19 protein-coding genes are annotated in these 22,201 nt (G+C 61.4%); 12 read left to right on the top strand and 7 right to left on the bottom strand.

Features of this window, described 5'->3' with window-relative positions; all coding sequences use genetic code 11:
• Nucleotides 1–3 precede the first annotated feature (3 nt).
• On the bottom strand, nt 4–2,166 hold the full coding sequence (locus AC2CGI_RS07290) for a TonB-dependent siderophore receptor (protein WP_076740476.1): 2,163 nt from the start codon (nt 2,164–2,166) through the stop codon (nt 4–6).
• 188 nt (nt 2,167–2,354) lie between these two features.
• On the opposite strand from AC2CGI_RS07290, the gene modE reads away from it, so the two are divergent.
• The 9 genes from modE (at nt 2,355) to gpmA (ending at nt 11,414) form a co-directional block, all read left to right on the top strand.
• Nucleotides 2,355–3,146: a molybdenum-dependent transcriptional regulator gene (gene modE / locus AC2CGI_RS07285; protein WP_049187129.1), complete on the top strand. Its 792-nt coding sequence runs from the start codon at nt 2,355–2,357 to the stop codon at nt 3,144–3,146.
• 90 nt (nt 3,147–3,236) lie between these two features.
• Complete coding sequence (modF, locus tag AC2CGI_RS07280) at nt 3,237–4,724, top strand: molybdate ABC transporter ATP-binding protein ModF (protein WP_049278112.1); 1,488 nt, start codon at nt 3,237–3,239, stop codon at nt 4,722–4,724.
• 94 nt (nt 4,725–4,818) lie between these two features.
• Complete coding sequence (locus AC2CGI_RS07275; RefSeq protein ID WP_033633892.1) at nt 4,819–5,391, top strand: cysteine hydrolase family protein; 573 nt, start codon at nt 4,819–4,821, stop codon at nt 5,389–5,391.
• Between the two features lie 166 nt (nt 5,392–5,557).
• Complete coding sequence (locus AC2CGI_RS07270) at nt 5,558–6,376, top strand: CPBP family intramembrane glutamic endopeptidase (RefSeq protein ID WP_048322415.1); 819 nt, start codon at nt 5,558–5,560, stop codon at nt 6,374–6,376.
• Nucleotides 6,377–6,662: 286 nt separating this feature from the next.
• Nucleotides 6,663–7,715: a galactose-1-phosphate uridylyltransferase gene (gene galT, locus AC2CGI_RS07265; protein WP_004939829.1), complete on the top strand. Its 1,053-nt coding sequence runs from the start codon at nt 6,663–6,665 to the stop codon at nt 7,713–7,715.
• Complete coding sequence (gene galK / locus AC2CGI_RS07260) at nt 7,712–8,863, top strand: galactokinase (RefSeq protein WP_015376991.1); 1,152 nt, start codon at nt 7,712–7,714, stop codon at nt 8,861–8,863. The genes galT and galK overlap by 4 nt, the downstream gene beginning before the upstream one ends.
• Nucleotides 8,857–9,900: a galactose-1-epimerase gene (gene galM / locus AC2CGI_RS07255; RefSeq protein WP_015376990.1), complete on the top strand. Its 1,044-nt coding sequence runs from the start codon at nt 8,857–8,859 to the stop codon at nt 9,898–9,900. Before galK ends, galM begins: the two co-directional genes overlap by 7 nt.
• A gap of 197 nt (nt 9,901–10,097) precedes the next feature.
• Entirely contained in the window at nt 10,098–10,445 is a 348-nt protein-coding gene (locus tag AC2CGI_RS07250; protein WP_028127665.1) for a PsiF family protein, read from the top strand.
• A gap of 216 nt (nt 10,446–10,661) precedes the next feature.
• Entirely contained in the window at nt 10,662–11,414 is a 753-nt protein-coding gene (gene gpmA, locus AC2CGI_RS07245) for a 2,3-diphosphoglycerate-dependent phosphoglycerate mutase (RefSeq protein ID WP_004939834.1), read from the top strand.
• A 46-nt stretch (nt 11,415–11,460) separates the two neighbouring features.
• Here gpmA and AC2CGI_RS07240 read toward each other — a convergent pair whose 3' ends face one another.
• From AC2CGI_RS07240 to aroG, 3 genes are all read right to left on the bottom strand, one after another.
• Complete coding sequence (locus tag AC2CGI_RS07240; protein ID WP_004939835.1) at nt 11,461–12,498, bottom strand: M48 family metallopeptidase; 1,038 nt, start codon at nt 12,496–12,498, stop codon at nt 11,461–11,463.
• Nucleotides 12,499–12,505: 7 nt separating this feature from the next.
• The gene (locus AC2CGI_RS07235) at nt 12,506–13,696 is read right to left on the bottom strand and encodes a YjgN family protein (protein ID WP_015376988.1); all 1,191 of its coding nucleotides are present in this window, start codon (nt 13,694–13,696) and stop codon (nt 12,506–12,508) included.
• 267 nt (nt 13,697–13,963) lie between these two features.
• The gene (gene aroG, locus AC2CGI_RS07230; protein ID WP_015376987.1) at nt 13,964–15,016 is read right to left on the bottom strand and encodes a 3-deoxy-7-phosphoheptulonate synthase AroG; all 1,053 of its coding nucleotides are present in this window, start codon (nt 15,014–15,016) and stop codon (nt 13,964–13,966) included.
• Nucleotides 15,017–15,228: 212 nt separating this feature from the next.
• Between aroG and AC2CGI_RS07225 the strand changes: the two genes are divergently transcribed.
• From AC2CGI_RS07225 to zitB, 3 genes are read left to right on the top strand one after another with little or no spacing between them, the layout of a single operon-like run.
• Nucleotides 15,229–15,834 carry a response regulator gene (locus tag AC2CGI_RS07225; RefSeq protein WP_015376986.1) on the top strand — a complete coding sequence of 202 codons (606 nt, stop codon included), beginning with the start codon at nt 15,229–15,231 and terminating at the stop codon, nt 15,832–15,834.
• Nucleotides 15,831–19,031: an ATP-binding protein gene (locus AC2CGI_RS07220; RefSeq protein ID WP_021504599.1), complete on the top strand. Its 3,201-nt coding sequence runs from the start codon at nt 15,831–15,833 to the stop codon at nt 19,029–19,031. Before AC2CGI_RS07225 ends, AC2CGI_RS07220 begins: the two co-directional genes overlap by 4 nt.
• A complete protein-coding gene (zitB, locus tag AC2CGI_RS07215; protein ID WP_015376984.1) occupies nt 19,031–19,993 on the top strand; it encodes a CDF family zinc transporter ZitB in 963 nt (320 codons plus the stop codon). The genes AC2CGI_RS07220 and zitB overlap by 1 nt, the downstream gene beginning before the upstream one ends.
• 36 nt (nt 19,994–20,029) lie before the next feature.
• Here the strand turns inward: zitB and pnuC are convergent, their stop codons facing one another.
• The 3 genes from pnuC to AC2CGI_RS07200 form a co-directional block, all read right to left on the bottom strand.
• Entirely contained in the window at nt 20,030–20,755 is a 726-nt protein-coding gene (gene pnuC / locus AC2CGI_RS07210; protein WP_015376983.1) for a nicotinamide riboside transporter PnuC, read from the bottom strand.
• A gap of 20 nt (nt 20,756–20,775) precedes the next feature.
• The gene (nadA, locus tag AC2CGI_RS07205; RefSeq protein WP_015376982.1) at nt 20,776–21,837 is read right to left on the bottom strand and encodes a quinolinate synthase NadA; all 1,062 of its coding nucleotides are present in this window, start codon (nt 21,835–21,837) and stop codon (nt 20,776–20,778) included.
• Between the two features lie 138 nt (nt 21,838–21,975).
• Nucleotides 21,976–22,201, bottom strand: a 226-nt coding sequence (locus AC2CGI_RS07200) for a hypothetical protein (protein WP_421127269.1), incomplete at its 5' end; no start/stop codon positions are given.

Here is a 22,201-nt window from a genome sequence, read left to right as displayed (position 1 = left end):
CCGTCAGAACCTGACCGACACGAAGGTTTCATAGCTGCGCGGCGGCGCAATCAGCGCCTGATCCGGGTAGGTGCGCTGATAGGCGTACAGCTGGTTGGTGGCGTTGCGAATGCGGAAACCGACATCGACGATCGGCGTCAGCTGATAGTCCGCCGCCAGATCAAGCGTGGTGTACGCGCGCATCTTGCGCCGGTTAGCATCGTCGTTGTAACTGCTGCCGACGTAGCGCAGCGAAGAAGCCAGCCCCAAACGTTCCGTCGCCTGATAATGCACGCTGAGGTTGGCGGTCCAGTCCGGGATATAGGCCGGGCGATTGCCGTTGTAGCTGCGCAGCGGGCTACCGCCGCGATAGTCGTCGTAGCGGGCGTGCGCGTAGGCGGCGTTGCCGGCCAGCTCCCAGCGCTCGTCGGGACGCAGCACCACGCCAAGCTCAATGCCGCGCGACGTCTGCCTGCCTACCGCGTTCAACGCATCCGGCCGCTGCGCGTCGGGCACAAACAGGTTGTCCTTGCGCAGTTCGTACAGCGCCAGCGTCGCCTCGCCCTTGTTACCCCAAAATTGCCCTTTGGCGCCGGCCTCCCACTGGCGCGCTCGCGTCAGCGGCAGATCGATCTGCGCCGGGCTGAGGAAGAACAGATCGTTGCCCGGCTCCTGGCCGGTGGTGTAGTTGGCGTAGAGCGTGAGGTTATCGGTCAATGCATAGCTGGGGCCCAGGCTCCAGGTGCTGAAAACGTAGGTGCGCGCGCGGCTCTCTTCCTGCGGCCCCTGGAAGCGCCAGTCCATGTCCATATGGTTGTAGCGCAACTGGCCCAGCAACGCTAAACGCTCGGTCAGGCTGAAGCGATCTTCAAGAAAGGCGGCGTACTGATTCTGGGTGACGTGGCGCACCGGCGCGCGTTGGCGATCGGTGCCCTGCGCGAACGGCTCTCTGGGCGGCGCGCCGAGCGGCACGTCTTCGGAACCGGGGAAACCGTTGGAGTAGTACTGAAAATGCCGCTTGCTCAGGTCGAAGCCGACCAGCAACCGGTTATCGAAACCGGCAATGGCGCGATCGAACACCAGCGAACTGCGGTTGCCGATCAGATCGTCGTCGTGCGCCAGGGCGCCGAAAGAGTCGCGGTTGACGTCGCCGGGCCGGGCCGCCGCCGCGACGCGGAAACGCTCGACGTTGCGCCATTCGCGAAAGCCGCTGTAGTAATAGAATTGGTTATGCCATTCCACTTCGGGCGTCATAAACCAGTCCAGACCGGCCTGAAATGCGGTGGCGTTGCTCTGAATACGGCTGTCGGTCAGGTTGTTGTAATTGATGTCGCGCAGCTCGCCGGCAATGCGCCCATCCAGCAGCGGCGTGCCGTAGTAAGGGTTGTTGGTGCGGTTGAGCATGCGGTCCAGGCTCAGCGTCAACAGCGCATCGTCGGTCAGCTTAAACAGCAGCGAGCCGGAAATCCGCTTCTGCCGATCGCGCTCGTCCTGCACGTTGCTGCCGCTGTCGTTGCCGCTGACGTCCAGCCGATACGCCACCGCATCGTCCACCAGCGCGCCGCCGGCTCCCAGATGCAAACGCTGGCTGCGGTAGCTGCCGAAGCCATAGTCGAGTTCAACCGGCTGGCGGCTGAAGGTCGGCCGCCGTGAGATCAAGTTGACGCTGCCGCCCGCGGCGCTCAGGCCGTTCAGCGCCGATCCCGGCCCGCGCAGTATCTCGATGCTGTCGTAATGCGCCGGATCGCCCAGCTGCAGCGTGCTGCCGGGCATTTCTACGCCGTTATACAGCCAGGCGATCGGCCGGAAACCGCGCGCGGAAAAGTTATTGGATAACGTCGGCGAGGCCACGCCGGACAGGCCGGTGGCGTGCTCGACGGCGGCGGCCAGCGAGCGATCGCCCCGCTGTTGGATCGCCCGCGCGCTGATGATATCGATGCTGCGCGGCGTCTCCCGAGCGGTCAGCCCGAGCTGTGACGCGCTGCGGCTCACGGCGTTCAACGCATCGTAGCGCCCGGCGGGGGCTGCCGCCTCCACGGTGAGATGTTCTTCGCATCCCGTGGCATTGCGGGCTTTATCGCAGTCGGCGGCGAAAGCCAGCGGCGCCGTCAGTGCGCCACCGACCCAGGCGGCGGCCAGGCATAAAGATTTTCTGGGCGTGCCAAGACGCCGGCGTGTCGTACTCATGTGGAGCATCCCTGTGGTGAAATAAAAACCGGCCGCAGCCGGCGTAAAGCCTTATCGTTTTTCTGTTATGTTATATTATAACAACAAAACAATACCAGTCTTTATTACCCCGCTCTCCAGCGCACTGCGTTTGGCGCTTTGCCGCCAAATCGGCGACAATACGGTTTTTGCCGCCGACAGGATGCGCTATGCAGGCCGAAATTCTTCTGACTCTCAAACTCCAGCAAAAGCTGTTCGCCGATCCGCGCCGCATCGCGCTGCTGAAACAGGTGCAGCACACCGGCTCCATCAGCCAGGGCGCCAAACTGGCGGGCATCAGCTACAAAAGCGCCTGGGATGCCATCAATGAGATGAACCAGCTGGCGGAACAAACGGTGGTGGACCGCGCCACCGGCGGGAAAGGCGGCGGCGGCGCACAGCTGACGCACTATGGCCAGCGGCTGATCCAGCTGTATGACCTGCTGGGCCAGGTGCAGCAAAAGGCCTTCGACGTGTTGCAGCAGGACGATCTGCCGCTCGACAGCCTGCTGGCGGCCATCTCGCGCTTCTCGCTGCAAACCAGCGCGCGCAATCAGTTCTTCGGTACCGTCATCGAACGCGATCATCAGCAGGTGCAGCAGCACCTGGCGATTTTGTTGAACGACGGCAGCACTCGTCTGACGGCGGCCATTACCCAGCAAAGCGCCGACCGGCTGCAGCTGACGCCGGGCAAAGAGGTGCTGGCGCTGATCAAGGCGCCCTGGGTGCGGTTAAGCGTCGAGACGGCGGAACATGCCGGCGCGGATAACGCGCTGGCGGGCGTGGTGGCCGGCATTCAGCCAGGCGCCGAACACAGTGAGGTGCTGGTGACGCTGGCGGGCGGCGAAACCCTGTGCGCCACGCTGACGACGGCGGAGCTGCAGCGTCTGCAGCTGAGCGTCGGCGCCGCCGTACACGCCCTGTTCAACGCCGACCACGTGATTGTCGCCACGTTGTGTTAAGCGCAACGTAACGTTGCATTTTTGTTGATTGACATCCCCCTGCAATGCGCCTATTTCTAAGGCAAATAATTGCAAAAAAAGGAACAGGTGATGTCGTCGTTGCACATTTCGCAAGGTTCATTCCGCTTAAGCGATACCCGCACCCTGACGCTGGACGCGCTGGAAATCCAGGCCGGCGACAGCTGGGCCTTCGTCGGCGCCAACGGCAGCGGCAAATCTGCCCTGGCGCGGGCGCTGGCCGACGAACTGGTTCTGCTCGGCGGCGAGCGCCGCAGCGACTTTCAGCATGCGGTGCGCATCTCCTTTGAACAGCTGCAAAAAATGGTCAGCGACGAGTGGCAACGCAACAACACCGATCTGCTCAGCGCGGACGAGGACGACACCGGCCGCACCGCGGCTGAGATCATTCAGGAAGAGGTGAAAGACGCCGCGCGCTGTGAGCGGCTGGCCGCACAGTTCGGCATCACCGCCCTGCTGACGCGCCGCTTCAAATACCTCTCCACCGGCGAAACGCGCAAGACCCTGCTGTGCCGGGCGCTGATGCCCGAGCCTGACCTGCTGATCCTCGACGAGCCTTTCGACGGGCTGGACGTGCACTCGCGCGCGCAGCTCGCCACGCTGCTGAGCGAGCTTTCCGCCCAGGGCCAGACCCTGGTGCTGGTGCTCAACCGGTTCGACGAAATCCCGGATTTTGTCCGGCGGGTGGGCGTGCTGGCGGACTGCACCCTGACCAGCCGCGGGCCGCGCAGCCAGGTGATGGCGGACGCGCTGGTGGCGCAGCTGGCGCACAGCGAAAATCTCAGCGGGCTGGCGCTGCCGGAAACCGAGGATCCGACGCAAAAAGTAGCCCTGCAGGCGGATCGGCCGCTGATCGTCCTGCGTGACGGCGTGGTCAGTTATGACGATCGGCCGATCCTCAATCACCTCGACTGGCAGGTAAATCCCGGCGAACACTGGCAGATCGTCGGCCCGAACGGCGCCGGCAAATCCACATTGCTCAGCTTGATCACCGGCGATCATCCACAGGGCTACAGCAACGATCTGACGCTATTCGGCCGCCGCCGCGGCAGCGGGGAAACCATCTGGGAAATCAAACGCCATATCGGCTACGTCAGCAGCAGCCTGCATCTGGATTATCGCGTCAACACCAGCGTGCGCAACGTGGTGATGTCAGGGTTTTTCGATTCGATCGGCATTTATCAGGCGGTTTCAGATCGTCAGCGGCAGCTGACCGAACAATGGCTGGCGCTGCTCGGGCTCAACGGCGCGCGCGGTGACGCCCCGTTCCACAGCCTTTCCTGGGGCCAACAGCGGCTGGCGCTGATCGCCCGCGCGCTGGTGAAACACCCGGCGCTGCTGATCCTCGACGAGCCGCTGCAGGGGCTGGATCCGCTCAATCGCCAGCTGGTGCGCCGCTTCATCGACGTGCTGATCGGCCAGGGCGCTACCCAGCTGCTGTTCGTCTCGCACCATGCCGAAGATGCGCCGCAGTGCATCACTCACCGCCTCAGCTTCGTGCCCGACGGCGAAGGCGGCTATGGTTACCAACAGCAACGGCTGGAGGCGGCCTCCGCCTGAAACGCGGCGTAAACATATCCGGCAACACTTCACCGCAGCACATCACATTTGGCCTTTTATCATAGAAAGGAAGAAGGCCATTTTTGGAGACGCCATGTCCGCTGCGTTGATTATCATCGACCTGATCGAAGATCTGATCGGGCCCAAAGGGCGCGCCAACCACTGCCGCGAACAGGTGGCGGCGACCCACCTGCTCGCCAACGTCAATGCCGCCGCGGCCTATGCCCGGGTGCGAAAAATCCCGGTGATTTGGGTGCGGGTGGGATTCGCCGACGATTATCATGACATTCCGCCCCATTCGCCGCTGTTCAACCATCTCAAGCAGATCGGCGCGCTGCGGTTAAACGGCCCGGGCTGCCGCTGGATGCCCGAACTGCATCAGGAAGAGACCGATCTGCTGTTTGAAAAAACGGCAGTCAGCGCTTTCTCCGGTAACAATTTGTTAGCCTGGCTGCGGCAACATCGGTGCCACCATCTGCTGCTGGCGGGCGTCAGCACGCCGCTCGCCATCGAGAGCACCGCGCGGCAGGCGCACGACGCCGGCTTTCAGGTGACCGTACTGCACGATCTGTGCGCAGCCCCCACGCAGGAGATCCACCAGCAGAGCCTGGATACCCTGCAAAACCTGGCCGAAATCACCCGTTCGCAGGCCTGGATGAAAGGCTAACCCTCATCGCCGCCGGTCGTGTGGGCCAGCATCATGCACAAATGCATCACTGCCCCGACCTTTAGCGTCATCTTGGTGTGCTACTATCCGCTCTAGCGCTCAATTTCGCCATCATCGCACGCCGCAAAGGCGCTGAGCGCCGTGTACATATTTAAAGGGACATATTATGTGGGGCGTACTGGCTGCTTCGTTATTTTTCTTGCCGTTTAATCGGCTGATAGCCTGGGTGATCCTGGCCGCCTCGGCGGGCATGGGGCTTTATCATGGGGTACTGACGCCGCTCAGCCTGGGTTGCCTGTTGGCCATCGTGGCGTTGGCGGGGCTGCGCCACCATTTTCGCGAGCAGCGTAATCTGGCGATTGCGCTCGAAGGGCTGGTGGTCGCCGGCTGCGTGGCGCTGTTCTTGCATCTGGTGCCGGGCATCCACAATCAGCTGATGATCGACGGCGAAAAAGCCGGCCCGCTCAGCGCGCCGTTCACGATGTATTACAACTTCGATAAGGCGATGGTGCCCTTCCTGCTGTTCGCCTGCTTGCCCACGCTGTTTTCCGCCGAACGCGGCGGCAACGCTGGCAAAGCGGGCTGGATTGCGCTGCTGCTGGCCGTGCCGGCGCTGTTGCTGCTGGCCGTCGCGCTGGGCGGCTTAAAAATCGAGTTGCATGCGCCCGCCTGGATCCTGCCTTTCGTGATGGCAAACCTGTTCTTCGTCTGCATGGCTGAGGAAGCGCTGTTTCGCGGCTACCTGCAACAGCGTCTCAGCCAGTGGCTGGGCGCCTGGCCGGCGCTGATCGTCGCCTCCCTGGTGTTCGGCGCCGCGCATCTGGCGGGCGGTACGCTGATGGTGATCTTCGCGACCCTCGCCGGGGTGATCTACGGCCTGGCGTGGATGTGGAGCGGCCGTCTGTGGGTGCCGATTCTGTTCCATTTCGGGCTTAATCTGACCCATCTGCTGTTCTTCACCTATCCGCTGTACCAGCATTCTTAACGACTGAAGCCGGCAGAGAGCCCCCTCTCTGCCGGCTGGTCGGGTGAAAACGCTATCACCGGCACCTCACCGCAATGCCCTCAATCACGTTGTCGCCCGCTTTTCTTCGCCCTTCCTGCGCTTTTCTATGAAGTGTAAACGATTCCATTTTTCGCGTTAGATCACCTTTTTACCGCCGCGGGCGTGCTATCTTTCTGCGCAATAGCCTCTCCCTGTTCAGCAACGGGCGTCTCAAGACGGTAATTGGAAGCGATTACACTTTCGTCGGCGCCTAGAAAGGAACCGTATGACGGAATTTAACCCTATCGATCATCCGCACCGCCGCTACAACCCGCTCAGCGGCCAGTGGGTGCTGGTTTCACCGCACCGCGCCAAGCGCCCCTGGCAGGGCCAACAAGAAGCCGTCCCGACGGAAACGCTGCCAACGCACGATCCCGACTGTTTCCTGTGCCCGGGCAATGCGCGCGTCACCGGCGATCGCAATCCGGATTATCGCGGTACCTATGTTTTCGCCAACGATTTCGCCGCGCTGATGAGCGATACGCCACCGGCGCCCGATAGCCAGGATCCGCTGATGCGCAGCCAGAGCGCGCGCGGCGTCAGCCGGGTGATCTGCTTCTCTCCCGATCACAGCAAGACCCTGCCCGAACTGGCGCTGCCGGCGCTGGAACAGGTGGTCGCCGCCTGGCAGGCGCAAACCGATGAGCTGGGCAAGCACTATCCCTGGGTACAGCTGTTCGAAAACAAAGGCGCGGCGATGGGCTGCTCCAACCCGCACCCGCACGGGCAAGTCTGGGCCAACAGCTTTCTGCCGAACGAGGCCGAACGCGAAGATCGCCTGCAGCACGACTATTTTCGGGAACACGCCTCCCCGCTGCTGCTGGATTATGCGCAGCGCGAGCTGGCCGCAGGCGAGCGCATTGTGGTGAACACCGAACACTGGCTGGCGGTAGTGCCCTACTGGGCCGCCTGGCCGTTTGAAACGCTGCTGCTGCCGAAAGCGGCGGTGCAGCGCATTACCGATCTCAGTGCGGCGCAAAGCCGCGATCTGGCGCTGGCGCTGAAGAAGCTGACCAGCCGCTACGACAACCTGTTCCAGTGTTCCTTCCCCTATTCGATGGGATGGCACGGCGCGCCGTTCAACGGTGCCGACAACCGGCACTGGCAGCTGCACGCCCATTTCTATCCGCCGCTGCTGCGTTCAGCCAGCGTGCGCAAGTTTATGGTCGGTTACGAGATGCTGGCGGAAACCCAGCGCGACCTGACCGCCGAACAGGCCGCAGAGCGTCTGCGCGCCGTCAGCGATATTCATTACCGTGAAGCCGGAGCCCAAGCATGAGCCTGAAACCGCTTACCCATTCCCTGTTTACCGAACACTTCGGCTACGCGCCGGCGTTGACCATCCAGGCGCCGGGGCGGGTGAACCTGATCGGCGAGCATACCGATTACAACGACGGCTTCGTGCTGCCCTGCGCCATCGATTACCAAACCGTCATCGCCTGCGCCAAGCGCGACGACCGCCAGATCCGCGTGCTGGCCGCCGATTATCAGAATCAGCAGGATCAATTCTCGCTCGACGATCCGATCGTCAGCCATCCCGATCAGCGCTGGTCCGACTATGTCCGCGGCGTGGTGAAGCACCTTCAGCGCCGTAACGCCGATTTCGGCGGCGCGGATCTGGTGATTGCCGGCAATGTGCCGCAGGGCGCGGGGCTCAGCTCCTCCGCCGCGCTGGAAGTGGCGGTGGGCCAGGCGCTGCAGGCGCTCTATCAGCTGCCGTTGGACGGCGTGGCGCTGGCGCTGAACGGCCAGGAGGCGGAGAACCAGTTCGTCGGCTGCAACTGCGGCATCATGGACCAGCTGATCTCCGCGCTCGGCCGGCGCGACAGCGCTCTGCTGATCGACTGCCGCTCGCTGGAGACCCGCGCGGTGCCGATGCCGGACAACGTCGCGGTGGTGATCGTCAACTCCAATGTGCAGCGCGGGCTGGTGGACAGCGAGTACAACACCCGCCGCACACAGTGCGAAGAAGCGGCGCGGTTCTTCGGCGTCAAGGCGCTGCGCGACGTTAGCCCCGAACAGTTTGCAGCGCGTCAACATCAGTTGGATCCGTTGGTGGCCAAACGCGCGCGGCACGTCATCAGCGAGAACGCCCGCACGCTGGCGGCGGCCGACGCGCTGGCGGCCGGCGACCTGCAGCGCATGGGGCGGCTGATGGCGGAATCCCACGCCTCGATGCGCGATGACTTTGAAATCACCGTGCCACCGATCGATCGGTTGGTCGAGATCGTCAAAGCGACGATCGGCCCGCGCGGTGGCGTGCGCATGACCGGCGGCGGCTTTGGCGGCTGCATCGTCGCGCTGATGCCACAGGATCTCGTGGAGACAGTGCGTGCCGCCGTGGCGCACGAGTATCCGCGGCAAACCGGCGGATTGCAGGAAACCTTCTATGTCTGCCAGGCTTCGCAGGGGGCCGGCCCATGCTGACGGTGAGCACGGAAGCGGCGCCCGATGGGCAACCTTACCAGCTGACACTGCTGCAAAACGCCGACGGCATGACGGTGACGCTGATGGACTGGGGCGCCACCTGGCTGTCCGCCGTCTTGCCGCTCAAATCCGGTGAAAAGCGCGAGCTGTTGCTGGGTTGCCACAGCCCGGCGGACTACCCACGTCAGGGCGCCTATCTGGGCGCCACCGTCGGCCGTTACGCCAACCGCATCGCCAACGCCAGTCTGCCCATCGACGGGAAACCCCATGCGCTGGCCGCCAATCAGGGCGCCCATCAGCTGCACGGTGGCCCCGACGGTTTTCATGCCCGCCGCTGGCGCCGGGTGCAGCATGATGCGCAGCAGGTCTGCTATGCGCTGCATTCGGCGGAGGGCGATCAGGGTTTCCCCGGCAATCTCGACGTGCAGGTTTGTTACCGCCTGACCTCGGATAATCGCCTGGAAATCAACTATCTGGCGCAGGTCGATCGCCCCTGCCCGGTCAATCTGACCAACCACGCCTATTTCAATCTGGACGGCGCCGGCACCGACGCCCGCGCCCAACGGCTGCAGCTGTTCGCCGATCGCTATCTGCCCGTTGACGCCGAGGGCATTCCCTGCGCCGATCTGACGCCGGTGGACGGCAGCGGCATGGATTTCCGCCAGCCGAAAACGCTGCTGCAGGATTTCCTGCGCGATTGCGACCAGCAGCGGGTAAAAGGCTACGATCACGCCTTTCTGCTGCATCGTACCTGCGGGGCGCTGGAGAGCCCGGCGGCGCATTTGTGGTCCGCCGACGGGCAAGTGCAAATGAGCGTGTTCACCGACGCGCCTGCGCTGCAGCTCTACAGCGGCAATTATCTGGCCGGCACGCCGGCGCGCGATGGCGGCAGCTACGCCAACCATGCCGGCGTGGCGCTGGAGAGCGAGTTTTTGCCGGACAGCCCGCACCACCCCGAGTGGCCGCAGCCGGATTGTTGGCTGCAACCGGGGAGCCGCTACCGCAGCGCCACGCATTATCAGTTTTATCCTATCTGACCCGCTACGCCCCTCGCCGTGCGGCCGGGGGCAATTTGTTATAAATGCTTACCTTTTAGCGCCATCCCCCCACCGGCGCCCACCTTCCCTTATTCCAAAGCGCGCACTACACTCAGGCTACCGTGATAAGCACAACGCCTTGTGCAACGTCACAATTTTCGGCCGATGGCGGCCAATCAATAGCTGAAGGAACACCTATGCGTCTGATTACTGCACTTCCATTGCTGGCGGGCTTAATGCTGAGCACCAATCTGATGGCGGCCGACGCGACGACGGCGACGAAAACGCCTTCGCCGGCGCAGGCGGCCCAACAGAAACGCATGACCGATTGCAACCAGCAGGCATCCACCAAGTCGCTGAAAGGCGCCGATCGCTCCACCTTTATGAGCACCTGCCTGAAGTCCGAAGGCGCCGCTGCGTCCGGCAAAACCCTGACGCCGCAGCAGCAGAAAATGAAAAGCTGCAATGCCGACGCCAAGACCAAGGATCTGAAGGGCGACGCGCGTAAAACCTTCATGAGCAACTGCCTGAAAAAATCTGCCTGATTTTCCCTACGCCACGGCGCGTCCGGAGCGATTCCGACGTGCCGTTTCTCCCCCTTCCGCCTCAGCCTGAACGATTCAGCTTTTTCCTTTCGCCAGCCCTTACTTTGCGGCAAGAAATTGGCTATGGTTAGACACTATCGATTGCCGAGCCCCGGCCCGCGGCAATATAATGATTTTCGTTATCATTGAAATGTCAGATTATTAAGGAGTTAAGCTATGGCTGTAACTAAGCTGGTTCTGGTGCGTCACGGCGAAAGCCAGTGGAACCAAGAAAACCGCTTCACCGGCTGGTATGATGTTGATCTGTCCGACAAGGGCCGCACCGAAGCGAAAGCAGCAGGCAAGCTGTTGAAAGAAGAAGGTTTCACTTTCGACTTCGCTTACACCTCCGTACTGAAGCGCGCGATCCACACCCTGTGGAACATCCTCGACGAGCTGGATCAGGCCTGGTTGCCAACCGAAAAATCCTGGAAGCTGAACGAACGTCACTACGGCGCGCTGCAGGGTCTGAACAAAGCGGAAACCGCGGAAAAATACGGCGACGAGCAGGTGAAACAATGGCGTCGCGGCTTCGCGGTGACCCCACCTGAGCTGACCAAAGAAGACGAACGTTACCCTGGCCACGATCCGCGCTATGCTTCGCTGACCGAGCAAGAGCTGCCGCTGACCGAAAGCCTGGCGCTGACCATCGATCGCGTTATCCCTTACTGGGACGAAGAGATCCTGCCACGCATCAAGAGCGGCGAGCGCGTGATCGTTGCGGCGCACGGCAACTCCCTGCGCGCGCTGGTGAAATACCTGGATAACCTGAGCGAAGATGAAATCCTCGAGCTGAACATCCCAACCGGCGTGCCGTTGGTGTATGAGTTCGACGAGAACTTCAAGCCAACCAAACGTTACTACCTGGGTAACGCCGACGAGATCGCAGCAAAAGCGGCGGCCGTAGCGAACCAGGGTAAAGCGAAGTAATTTCGCCCGTTCACGAAAAAGCCCCCGGTTTTCACCGGGGGCTTTTTTATTGCTGCTGCGCCATCGCCTCATTCACCGCGTCCAGCCGTTCCTGCATCGCCGGATGGGTGCTGAGCCAGGCAGGCAGCGCCCAGTCATCGGTCTTTTCTCGTTCAGGCGCCTGCGCCAACGCGCGGTAGATCGCCGCCATTTCCGCCAGCGAACGCCCCTGGCGCTGCATTTCCGCTATCGCAAACGCATCCGCCTCACGCTCCATCCCGCGAGAAAACTGCATCTCATTCACGAAGGACGCAGACTGCAGCAGCGTATCGCCGATGCCGCTGACGTCACCCGTCATCCACATCAGCGTCAACGCCACCAGTGACGAACGCACTAACATGCGCATCGGGTGACGATGAGCGTGATGCCCCATCTCATGCAGCATCACCGCCGCCAGGCCATCGTCGTTTTTTGACAAGGTGACCAGGCTATCGCTGAGCACCAGCGTGCCGTCGGGCAACATAAAGGCGTTCGGCGCACCGGGCGCCGCCATCAGCTTCAGCGAGAGCGGCGTGCGCTCCTGGCGCATCTCGGCCGGCATCACCTGCCGGAATAGCTGCTGCAACGCCCGTTGCCGCTCGGCCGGCAGTGCAGAGGGCGCGAAGCCGCTCTGGTCCAAAAACGTCTGCGTATGTTTGCCCAGCGTCTGTTCCACCGAGGTGGGGATGCGCATGGCGATCTCGCTGCTCGCCCACGGCAGCACCACATAAACGTAAGCCACTACCGCCAGCAGCGTCATCAGCAGCGCCAGGGCGACGCCGCGTTTATGGCGTTCCAGACGATGCACCCACCCTGGCGAACGGCGCTGATAGAACCAGCGGCGAAAGGCCGCGTCGTCGTCAGGTACAAAGCGCCCGCCGCCCTTGAAGGTGAGCGTCAGCGGAATATTGCCCAGCGCGGCAGAAACGGTGATGTCCGTCAGCGGGATGTAACGCTGTTCATCCTGCCGCTGCAACGTCACGCCTTCGCCGCTTTCGTTCACCAGCAGACGAGCCGCCTCACGTGCGGCCCGTCCCGGCAACTGATAAGCGCCTTCAAGGATCATCGGCGCCTCAGAAGTTGCCGCCCAGATCCAGCGCCTGCAGCGCTTCTTCGGCCACCGCGCTGTTGGCGCTTTCCTGATGCGCCGTAATGTCCAGCAGCGCCAGATCGCCTTCAACCGCCGTGCAGGCCGCCAGATAACGGGCATGACGCACTTCCGCCACCGGCGTCGCCAAACCGAGCGAGAACAGGGTAATCAGGGTATTGGTGATCAACAATCCCATGTATGGCAGCGTTTTCATTGAGGAATGCAGCTTGATGTCGCCGTTCAGCCTTGCCTGGTTAAACAGATAATTGCGCTGGGCAACGACCTGGTAGCTGCTGGCCACCAGCGCGCCGATCAACAGCACCACCATCATCAGCAGAAGGCTGCTGATATTGTCCAGCACCAGCACATCAATGGCTTCGTTGGTCAACAGACCCATCAACACCATCTGATAGAGAGTAAAGAAGAACGAACCGATGCACACCAACGCGACCAACATAAATGGCAGGAATATGAGCAGGCCGATCAAGGCAAATTTGATAAAGGCCGATTTCTTCAGTTCGGCAATAAACGGTGTGCGCCCGAAGAACAGGTTATTAACGTACAAATCATGCTGCAGTGCGCTAATAATACCATTTACCGCCGCAAATGCCGGCACGGCCAAAATCAACGTCAGCACCAGCATAAAAGCGATGGCGTTGATGCTGCCAAGACCGCTGCCAATGCCGAGCAAGATGATCAAACCGACATACAGCCCGATAATCAGCAATAACGGGCAGAACAGTAAAGCCCAATAGGCGCGCCCGGTGCGGCAGACATAATTAAAACGCACGCCGCGATAGCTCGACATAATCGCATTGTAGCGCCAGCTGCGGATAACGATCCACGGCAGCAGGGCAAGCAACACCAGCAAAGCCAGCAGCCCCAACAGTGGCGTTATCGCCAGCAAGATATAAAACACGATGATGCCGCCGATCACCAACAGCCGCCCTTTCAGAATTTGCAGCGGTTGTGCATGGTAGTCGAAACGATCGCCGTCCAATTCCGTGTTGCCGTAAAAATAGCGGCGACGGCGCACCGTCGCCCAGGCGGAATAGATGCCCAGGGTCAGGGCGGTCAATAATGCATTGACTAACCAAATAGCGAAGTACTCACCACCTTTCCCATGGAATTTAATCCGGTGCAGCCCCAGCGGCTGCGAGGTATTGTTTGTCATAATTCTTTCATCCTGAAAGGAATAAGGTCATACCACTCCCCACTTATTAGGCCTGCGGGGTTTATGGAATAAAAAAAGCGTCTTATATAAGCACAATGCCGCGAGCAGTGACAATTATTCTTTTCTTAAATAGGAATAATGCGAAGGGGGTCGCTTAATGACTTAATTGGCCCATTAACTGTAAGCCTTAAAGTCGTGGAATATAGAGAAGTGCAATGGCAAAGATAAAACAAGGGCCCGCTATCGGGCCCTTTTCATTGTTTGCGGTTATCCGCGGCGCGCTTTTACCGCCGCCGCCAGATCGCGCAGCACGGTTTCGGTGTCCTGCCAGCCGATGCAGCCGTCGGTCACGCTCTTGCCGTAAACCAGCGGTTCGCCGCTTTCGAGGTTCTGGTTGCCTTCCACCAGGTGGCTTTCGATCATCACGCCGATGATCGCTTTTTCACCGCCGCCAATTTGCCCGCAAACATCGGCGCTCACGTCCAGCTGTTTTTTGAACTGTTTGCTGCTGTTGGCGTGGCTGAAGTCGATCATCACCTGCGCCGGCAGCCCGGCTTTGCTCAGGCCGGCTTTGACGTCCTTCACGTGCGCCGCGCTGTAGTTCGGCTCTTTGCCGCCGCGCAGGATAATGTGGCAGTCGCCGTTGCCGCTGGTATTAACGATCGCCGAGTGGCCCCACTTGGTCACCGACAGGAAGCAGTGCGGCGCGCCGGCGGCGTTGATGGCGTCGATCGCCACCTTGATGGTGCCGTCGGTACCGTTCTTGAAGCCGACCGGGCACGAGAGGCCGGAGGCCAGCTCGCGGTGCACCTGCGATTCCGTGGTGCGCGCGCCGATGGCGCCCCAGCTCATCAGATCCGCCAGGTACTGCGGCGTGATCATGTCGAGGAATTCGCCGGCGGCCGGCAGCCCGCTGTCGTTGATCTCCACCAGCAGCTTGCGCGCCAGGCGCAGGCCGTCGTTGATGTTGAAGCTGTTGTCCATCTGCGGATCGTTGATCAGGCCTTTCCAGCCCACGGTGGTGCGCGGTTTTTCGAAGTACACGCGCATCACCACTTCCAGCTCGCCGCTCAGTTCTTCACGCAGCGCCAGCAGGCGCCCCGCGTACTCTTTGGCGGCTTGGGTATCATGGATGGAGCAAGGGCCAATCACCACCAGCAGGCGATCGTCGCTGCCGCGGAGGATATTGTGAATTGCGCTGCGGGCCTGGGACACCGTCTTTGCCGCGCGTTCAGTGGCCGGGAATTTCTCCAGCAAAGCCACCGGCGGCAGGAGTTCCTTAATATCATTAATGCGTAAATCGTCGTTTTGGTAATTCATAGCTTTTCCATTCGGTATCGTGGGGTCTTTCGCAGTGCGTAACGGTGTAGATCCCAACAATCTAGCCTGTGAGAATGGCGCTGTAAATCACCTTTGCCCCCCGCCGCTGGAACCGCCAAATTAACAGCAGATTGTGCTGTTTCATCAGGGGAGCGCAGAGCCTCCTTTTTCGCTATGCTAGCGATCGGAATATAAAGTGACCCGAGTTGAACATGCCCTCTCTGTTATTAGTTGATGACCACCCGGTGGTTCATGTCGCACTGGAAGCGGCGCTAATGAAATCAGCCCGCGCCTACCGCCTGCAGGCGGCGCAGGACGACGTTCAGGCGCTGGCCCTGCTGGCCGAGGCCGCTTTCGGCCTGGTGATCCTGGATATCGGCCTGCCGCAGGTCGACGGGCTGCAGCTGTTGAAAAAAATCCGCCGCCACTACCCGCAACAAAAGATCCTGATCTATACCGCGCAAGAGGCCGATGTGTATGCGCGCATGGCGCATGCCGCCGGCGCCGACGGTTTCGTCAATAAAGGCAGCTCGCTGGCGGAGTTGGTGCAGGCGATCGAGCAGGTGCTGGACGGTGAAACCAGCTTCCCCGCCGCCGCGCTGGCCGAAGAGGCGCCGACGGCGGACGGCGGGCTGCTCACGCCCAAGGAGCTCGAGGTGCTGGGCTTGCTGAGCCAGGGGCTGTCCAACCTGCAGATCGCTGACCGGCTGCACATCAGCAACAAGACCGTCAGCACGCACAAGAAAAACATCCAGCGCAAAACCGGCGCCGGCAATTTGCTGGAGCTGGTGGCGGTGTTTAAAGAGCTGGCGCCATGATGCGCCGCGCCCTGCTGCTGCTGATCCTGTGGTGCGGCCTGGCGCAGGCGGCGGAGCCGGTGCGCTATCAGCTGGTCAGCAACCTGAATCCCCCCGAGAATATGCTGATCGTCGGCGAGAAAAATCCCTGGCGCGACCGCACGCTGCGCGTCGGCATCATCAGTGAGAACACCAGCCCGTACAACATCATTGTGGATGACGATCTGTATGGGCTGAACGCCGACTACCTCGGCTATATCCAGCAGGTAACCGGCATCCGCTTCGCCATTTACGGCTTCGCCGACCTGACCCAGCTGGAGCAGGCGCTGCACGACGGCAAGGTCGATCTGTTGTACGGCATCCCGCAGAGCGAAGCGCTGCACGGGCTGGAGATCTCCCAGCCTTACTACGTCAGCAACCTGCGCGTATTGCGCGATCGCAGCAACGATCGGCCGGTGATGCTCAATTCCGCCAACGCCCGCGTCGCGATCGGCGCGCTGACCGACATGCAGTCCGGCGGCGCCCTGCAGGCGGTGGCGTCGCAGATCCAGCGCTACGACAACAATCTGCAGGCGGTCTATTCGCTGCTGAACGGCAGCAGCGACTACTTTATCGCCGACGAGGCCAGCGCCAGCTTTATCATCGACCAGCTGCAGCTCGGCCAGCTCTATCAGATTGAAAGCAACGAGAACCTGGGCAACCTTTCCTTCGTGTTCGCCGCCGCCGACCCGCGCCTGATAGACACGCTGGACACCGCCATCGCCGACGCGCCGATGGAACTGATGAATGCCCTGCAGAGCCGCTGGAGCAAAAAGATCCCCAGCTACCTCGATACCGGCAATGCCGATCTGACGACGATGGAGAAGAATTGGGTGGCGAGCCACCGCGTGGTTTACTACGCCGCCATCGAGAACAACTTCCCGTTCGCCTACCGCGGTTCCGACGGCCAGCCGCGCGGCTATGCCATCGATATTCTCAACATCATCGCGCAAAACACCGGGCTGCGTTTCGCGCCGCTGTGGGCGCGCAACGCCGAGCAGGCCGATCAGCTGGTGCAATCCGGCCAGGCCAGCTTCCGCGCCGCCCTGCCGCTGGCGCGCGGCGTCAAGGCGCGCTACGGCGCCAGCATGCCGATCCACCGTTCGCTGTGGGGCGTTTACGTCGGCCAGTATGCCAACGGCGTCTCGACCTGGGGCGATCTGGCCGGCAAGCGCATCGGCGTACTGCAGGGCGATTTGGCTCAAGGGCTGGTGCCGGAGCAGGAACAGACCGTAAGCTTCGCCGACAGCAAATCGATGTACGACGCGCTGGCCAACGGCCAGCTGGATGCGCTGGTGGATAACGTCATCTCCGCCAACTTTTTGGCGCTGTCGCGCTATTCCGGCGCCATCAAGCTGGCCTTCGCCGCCAACAACATCCCCTATCCGGTGGCCTTCGGCGTGCGCCGCGATCAACCGCTGCTGCTGGCGATCCTCGATAAGAACCTGATGCAGATCCCGGCGGATACCCTGCAATCGCTGCGCGACGAGTGGATCGTCGACCGCAGCAACCTGATCGACGCGGTGAACGACAACCGCATGCCGCCGCAGACCACCTGGCTGCTGGCGCTGTTGGCCGCCGCCACCGTGCTGCTGCTGGCGCTGACGCTGCGCCGTTTCATGCTGCAGCGCCGTGAAAAACGCGAACGCGAAGAGCTCGAGCAGGCGCGCCGCCGCGCCGAAGCGGAAAATCGCATGAAGAGCAAATTCCTCGCCACCGTCAGCCATGAACTGCGCACGCCGATGCACGCCATCCTCGGCCTGCTGGAACTGGAGCTCAAACGCCAACCTGCGCCGGAAGGCCTGCCGGTGATTTACAGTTCGGCCTCATCGCTGCTCAACCTGCTCAACGACCTGCAGGATCACGCGCGGCTGGAAACCGGGTCGTTGACGCTGGCGCCGAAACCGGTGGCGCTGCGCCCCTGGGTCGCGCGCATCGACGCCCTTTACCGGCCGCTTATCGGCGAACGGCCGTTGACCTTGAGCGTGGTGGCGGATCCGGCGCTGCCGGAGGCGGTGATTATTGATGGTGAGCGTTTACTTCAGGTGGCTAACAACCTGATAAACAACGCGATAAAGTTCACGCCGCGCGGCGCCATTCAGGTCGACGTCGGCTGGCGCGCACAGGATGAACGACGGGGAGAGTTGCAGTTAACGGTGAACGACAGCGGCTGCGGCATCGCCGCCGATGAGGTAGGCAAGTTGTTCCAACCGTTTTACCGCGCGCGCGGCGCGCAACGCATCTCGGTGCAAGGTACCGGTTTGGGCCTGTCGATCTGCAAAGAAATCGTCGAACAGATGGGCGGCCGCATCGAGTTGCACTCGCAGCCGGGCGTCGGCACCCGCGTCGAGGTCGCGATACCGGTCGAGCTGAGCGGCGCCGCGACGGCTGGCGCCCAGGAGGAGCGCACCTTTGCTCTGCCGTCTTCCGCCTTGCGTACCGCGCTGATCGACGACCATCCCACCAATTTGTTGTTGCTGGAACGCCAGCTGCGCCACTTCGGGCTGCAGCCGGCCCGCTTTGAACAAGGCTATGCGCTGCTGAAGGCTCAGCGCCGGCAGCCTTTCGATCTGCTGTTTATCGACTATAACATGCCGCGCCCGGACGGCCTGACGCTGGCCAGGCTGATCCGCCGCGACGAACAGCGGCTACGGCGCCCGCCTTGCCGCATCGTGCTCTGCTCGGCAGACGTGCAGGAGTTTACCCGCATCCCGCCAGGGCTGGTGGCGATCGACCACTTCCTGACCAAGCCGATTTCACTGGCGGCGATCGGCCAGGTATTGGCTCAGCAACCGCAGGTTCAGGAAGAAAAGTTAGTCCTTACTGACCTGCGGCAAACGCTGGCCGACATGGCGGGCGGCGATCGCGCCATGCTGCAGCGGCTGGCGCAGACGCTCAGCGACACGCTGCGGCAAGACCGGCAGCGGCTCGCGGATGCCGTCGCCGCGAGCGACTGGTCACGCCTGGAACAGGCGGCGCACCGCATCAAGGGCAGCCTGCTGATGCTGCAGCTGCCGGAAGCCGCGCAGCTGTGCCAGCAACTGGTGGAAACCGCACGTCGGGGCGAGCTTGCCGCCGCCGCTTATACTAAATTAAAGGCGTTAGTGGCGCAGATAGAACCGGAGCTGGACGCTCTGCTCGCCGCCGCCCCCACTTTCGCTATGCATAAGGATGAATAATGTCGGACACTCCACACGTACACCTGCCGAAAGACAGTAATAGTAAACGCCTACTGACCGCTTTTTTAGTCACCGCCGTCTTTATGGTGGCCGAGGTGGTCGGCGGCCTGTTGTCCGGCTCGCTGGCGCTGTTGGCCGACGCGGGGCACATGCTGACCGATGCCGCCGCGCTGCTGGTGGCGCTGATGGCGGTGCACTTTTCCCAGCGCAAGCCCAACGCGCGCCACACCTTTGGCTATCTGCGCCTGACCACCCTGGCGGCCTTCCTCAACGCCGCGGCGCTACTGGTGATCGTGGTATTCATCCTGTGGGAGGCGATACGGCGTTTCTTCGAACCCCAGCCGGTGATGGGCACTCCGATGCTGATCATCGCCATAGCGGGGCTGCTGGCGAACCTGTTCGCCTTCTGGCTGCTGCATCGCGGCAACGAAGAGAAAAATATCAACGTGAGGGCGGCCGCGCTGCATGTACTGGGCGACCTGCTCGGCTCGGTGGGGGCCATCGTCGCCGCCATTGTCATTCTTGCCACCGGCTGGACGCCGATTGACCCGATCCTGTCGGTGCTGGTCTCCTGTCTGGTGCTGCGCAGCGCCTGGCGGCTGCTGAAGGAGAGCTTCCACGAGCTGCTGGAAGGCACGCCGCAGGAGGTCGACATCGCCAAGCTGCAAAAAGACCTGTGCCTGAACATCCCGGAAGTGCGCAATATCCACCACGTACACGTCTGGCAGATCGGCGAACAGAAGCTGATGACGCTGCATGCGCAGGTGATCCCGCCGCATGACCACGATGGGCTGTTGCAACGCATTCAGGCTTATCTGTTGGAACACTACAAGATTGGCCACGTGACCATTCAGATGGAGTACCGGCACTGTGAGACGCCGGACTGCGGCATCAACCGGGCGCCGGAGCCGAGTGAACACTCACATGCCGAAGCGCATTCGCACCTGGGGCATCGCCACTAAGCCAAGAGGGCGCCATCACGGCGCCCTCTGCTGTTATTACGGAGCGGAAGATAACGGATTGGAATGGTTGCGCCCGGCACTCTTGATCCACAGCCAGGAGCCGTTCAGGGCGATCAGCGTCAGAATGACATACTCCAGCGCCATAGCATACACGCCCTGGTAGGCAAAGATCGCCACGCTGATGACATCGATCACCACCCACAGCAACCAGTTTTCCACGTACTTGCGCGTCATCAGGATCATCGCCACGATGGACAGCACCATCATCGCCGAATCCCAGAATGGGAACGCGTCCGGCTGCAGCGTCGGCATCTGCACGTTCAGCCCCAGCCCTTGCATCACCGCCACCGCAATCTGCGTCAGCCAGGCGAACACGCGGTCAATGTTGAAAGTCATCAGGCCGATGCCGATGACGCAAACCGCCGCCCAGACCAACGCTTTCGGCAGCGGCAGCCAGCGGATCTGCAGCTCGGCCTGGTTATCCTGGGTTTGGCGGCTCCAGGCATACCAACCGTAAATATTGGCGCCGAAGAAAAACAGCTGCAGCAGCAGGCTGGCGTACAGCTGGATCTGGAAGAAAATCACCGCGAACAGCGTGACGTTGATCAGGCCGAACAGGTAGTTGATGATTTTTTCCTTGCTGGCGTACCAGATGCACAGCAACCCGAACAGTGTGCCGATGGCTTCGATCCACGACAGATCGTAACCGCCCGCGCCAAGCGGAATATGCACCAGAATATTGCTGGTACTGAAGAAGCTCATGAGGTCATCCTTTTAAACGGTTAAGCGTTGCCTTTAACCTGCATCTTAAGCTGAGCGGCAAAATCCAGCATGCGGTTCAGCGGCACCAGCGCCTTTTCACGCAGCGCGGCGTCCACGTGGATCTCATGCTGCGCGCCCCCCTGCTCCAGCCCTTCGGCAATCGCCTTCAGGCCATTCATCGCCATCCACGGGCAATGCGCGCAGCTGCGGCAGGTCGCGCCCTCTCCGGCGGTCGGCGCCTCGAACAGTTCCTTGTCCGGACAAGCCTGCTGCATCTTGTAAAAGATACCGCGATCGGTGGCGACAATCAGCTGTTGATGCGGCAATGTTTTCGCCGCCTGAATCAGTTGGCTGGTCGATCCCACCGCATCCGCCAGCTCGACCACCGCCTGAGGCGATTCGGGATGCACCAGGATGGCCGCCTGCGGATAGAGCGCCTTCATGCGCCGCAGCGCCTGGGTCTTGAACTCGTCATGGACAATGCAGGCACCTTGCCAGCACAGCACGTCGGCGCCGGTCTGCTTCTGCACATAGCTGCCGAGATGACGATCCGGCGCCCAGATAATTTTCTCGCCCAGGCTATCCAGATGCTCGATCAGTTCGACGGCGATGCTGGAGGTCACCACCCAGTCAGCGCGCGCTTTGACCGCCGCCGAGGTGTTCGCATAGACCACCACGGTGCGATCGGGATGACTGTCGCAAAACGCATGAAATTCCTCTTCCGGGCAGCCCAGATCCAGCGAACATTCGGCAAACAGCGTCGGCATCAGCACCTGCTTTTCCGGGCTGAGGATCTTGGCGGTTTCCCCCATGAAACGCACGCCGGCCACCAACAGCGTCGAAGCCGGATGCGCGCTGCCAAAACGCGCCATTTCCAGCGAATCCGCCACGCAGCCGCCGGTTTCTTCCGCCAGCGCCTGGATTTCCGGGTCGGTATAATAATGGGCGACCATTACCGCGTTGCGCTGCTTGAGCAGGGTTTTGATCTTCTCGCGATAAAAGGCTTTTTCCGCTACGTCCAGCGGTACCGGTTTCGGCGGGAAGGGATACACCGCCGCGTTGACATCAAACATTTCACTCATCGCTGCAATCTCATGCTAGGCTGGGCGCCTGCCGCGTGAATATCGCCTGCCGCAACGCCCCTCGTTTTATATACTAAACAAAATACCTAAAACCGCGCGAAAAGTCCGCTGATATTTTCATATTTACGCACTCAGTGTTTAATAGATTAAAAAGACAGACATTGACCACGCAGATCCCGGCGGATAATGTCCTGGTGGGGGCGTATGGCGTTCAGAGAAAAGCGGGATGATGATCGGTGTGTTGTTGAAACGAGAAAGCAGGGATTCAGGTTGGGGTGCTGCAGAGGCGAAAAAAGCGCCAAAAGGCGCTTTTTTCTGAATTGGTGGGTCGTGCAGGATTCGAACCTGCGACCAATTGATTAAA

It is taken from the genome of Serratia sp. LSHTC3 (assembly GCF_057197125.1).
Note: the sequence above shows the minus strand (reverse complement) of the source record. Positions and strands in the feature narration are given on the sequence as shown.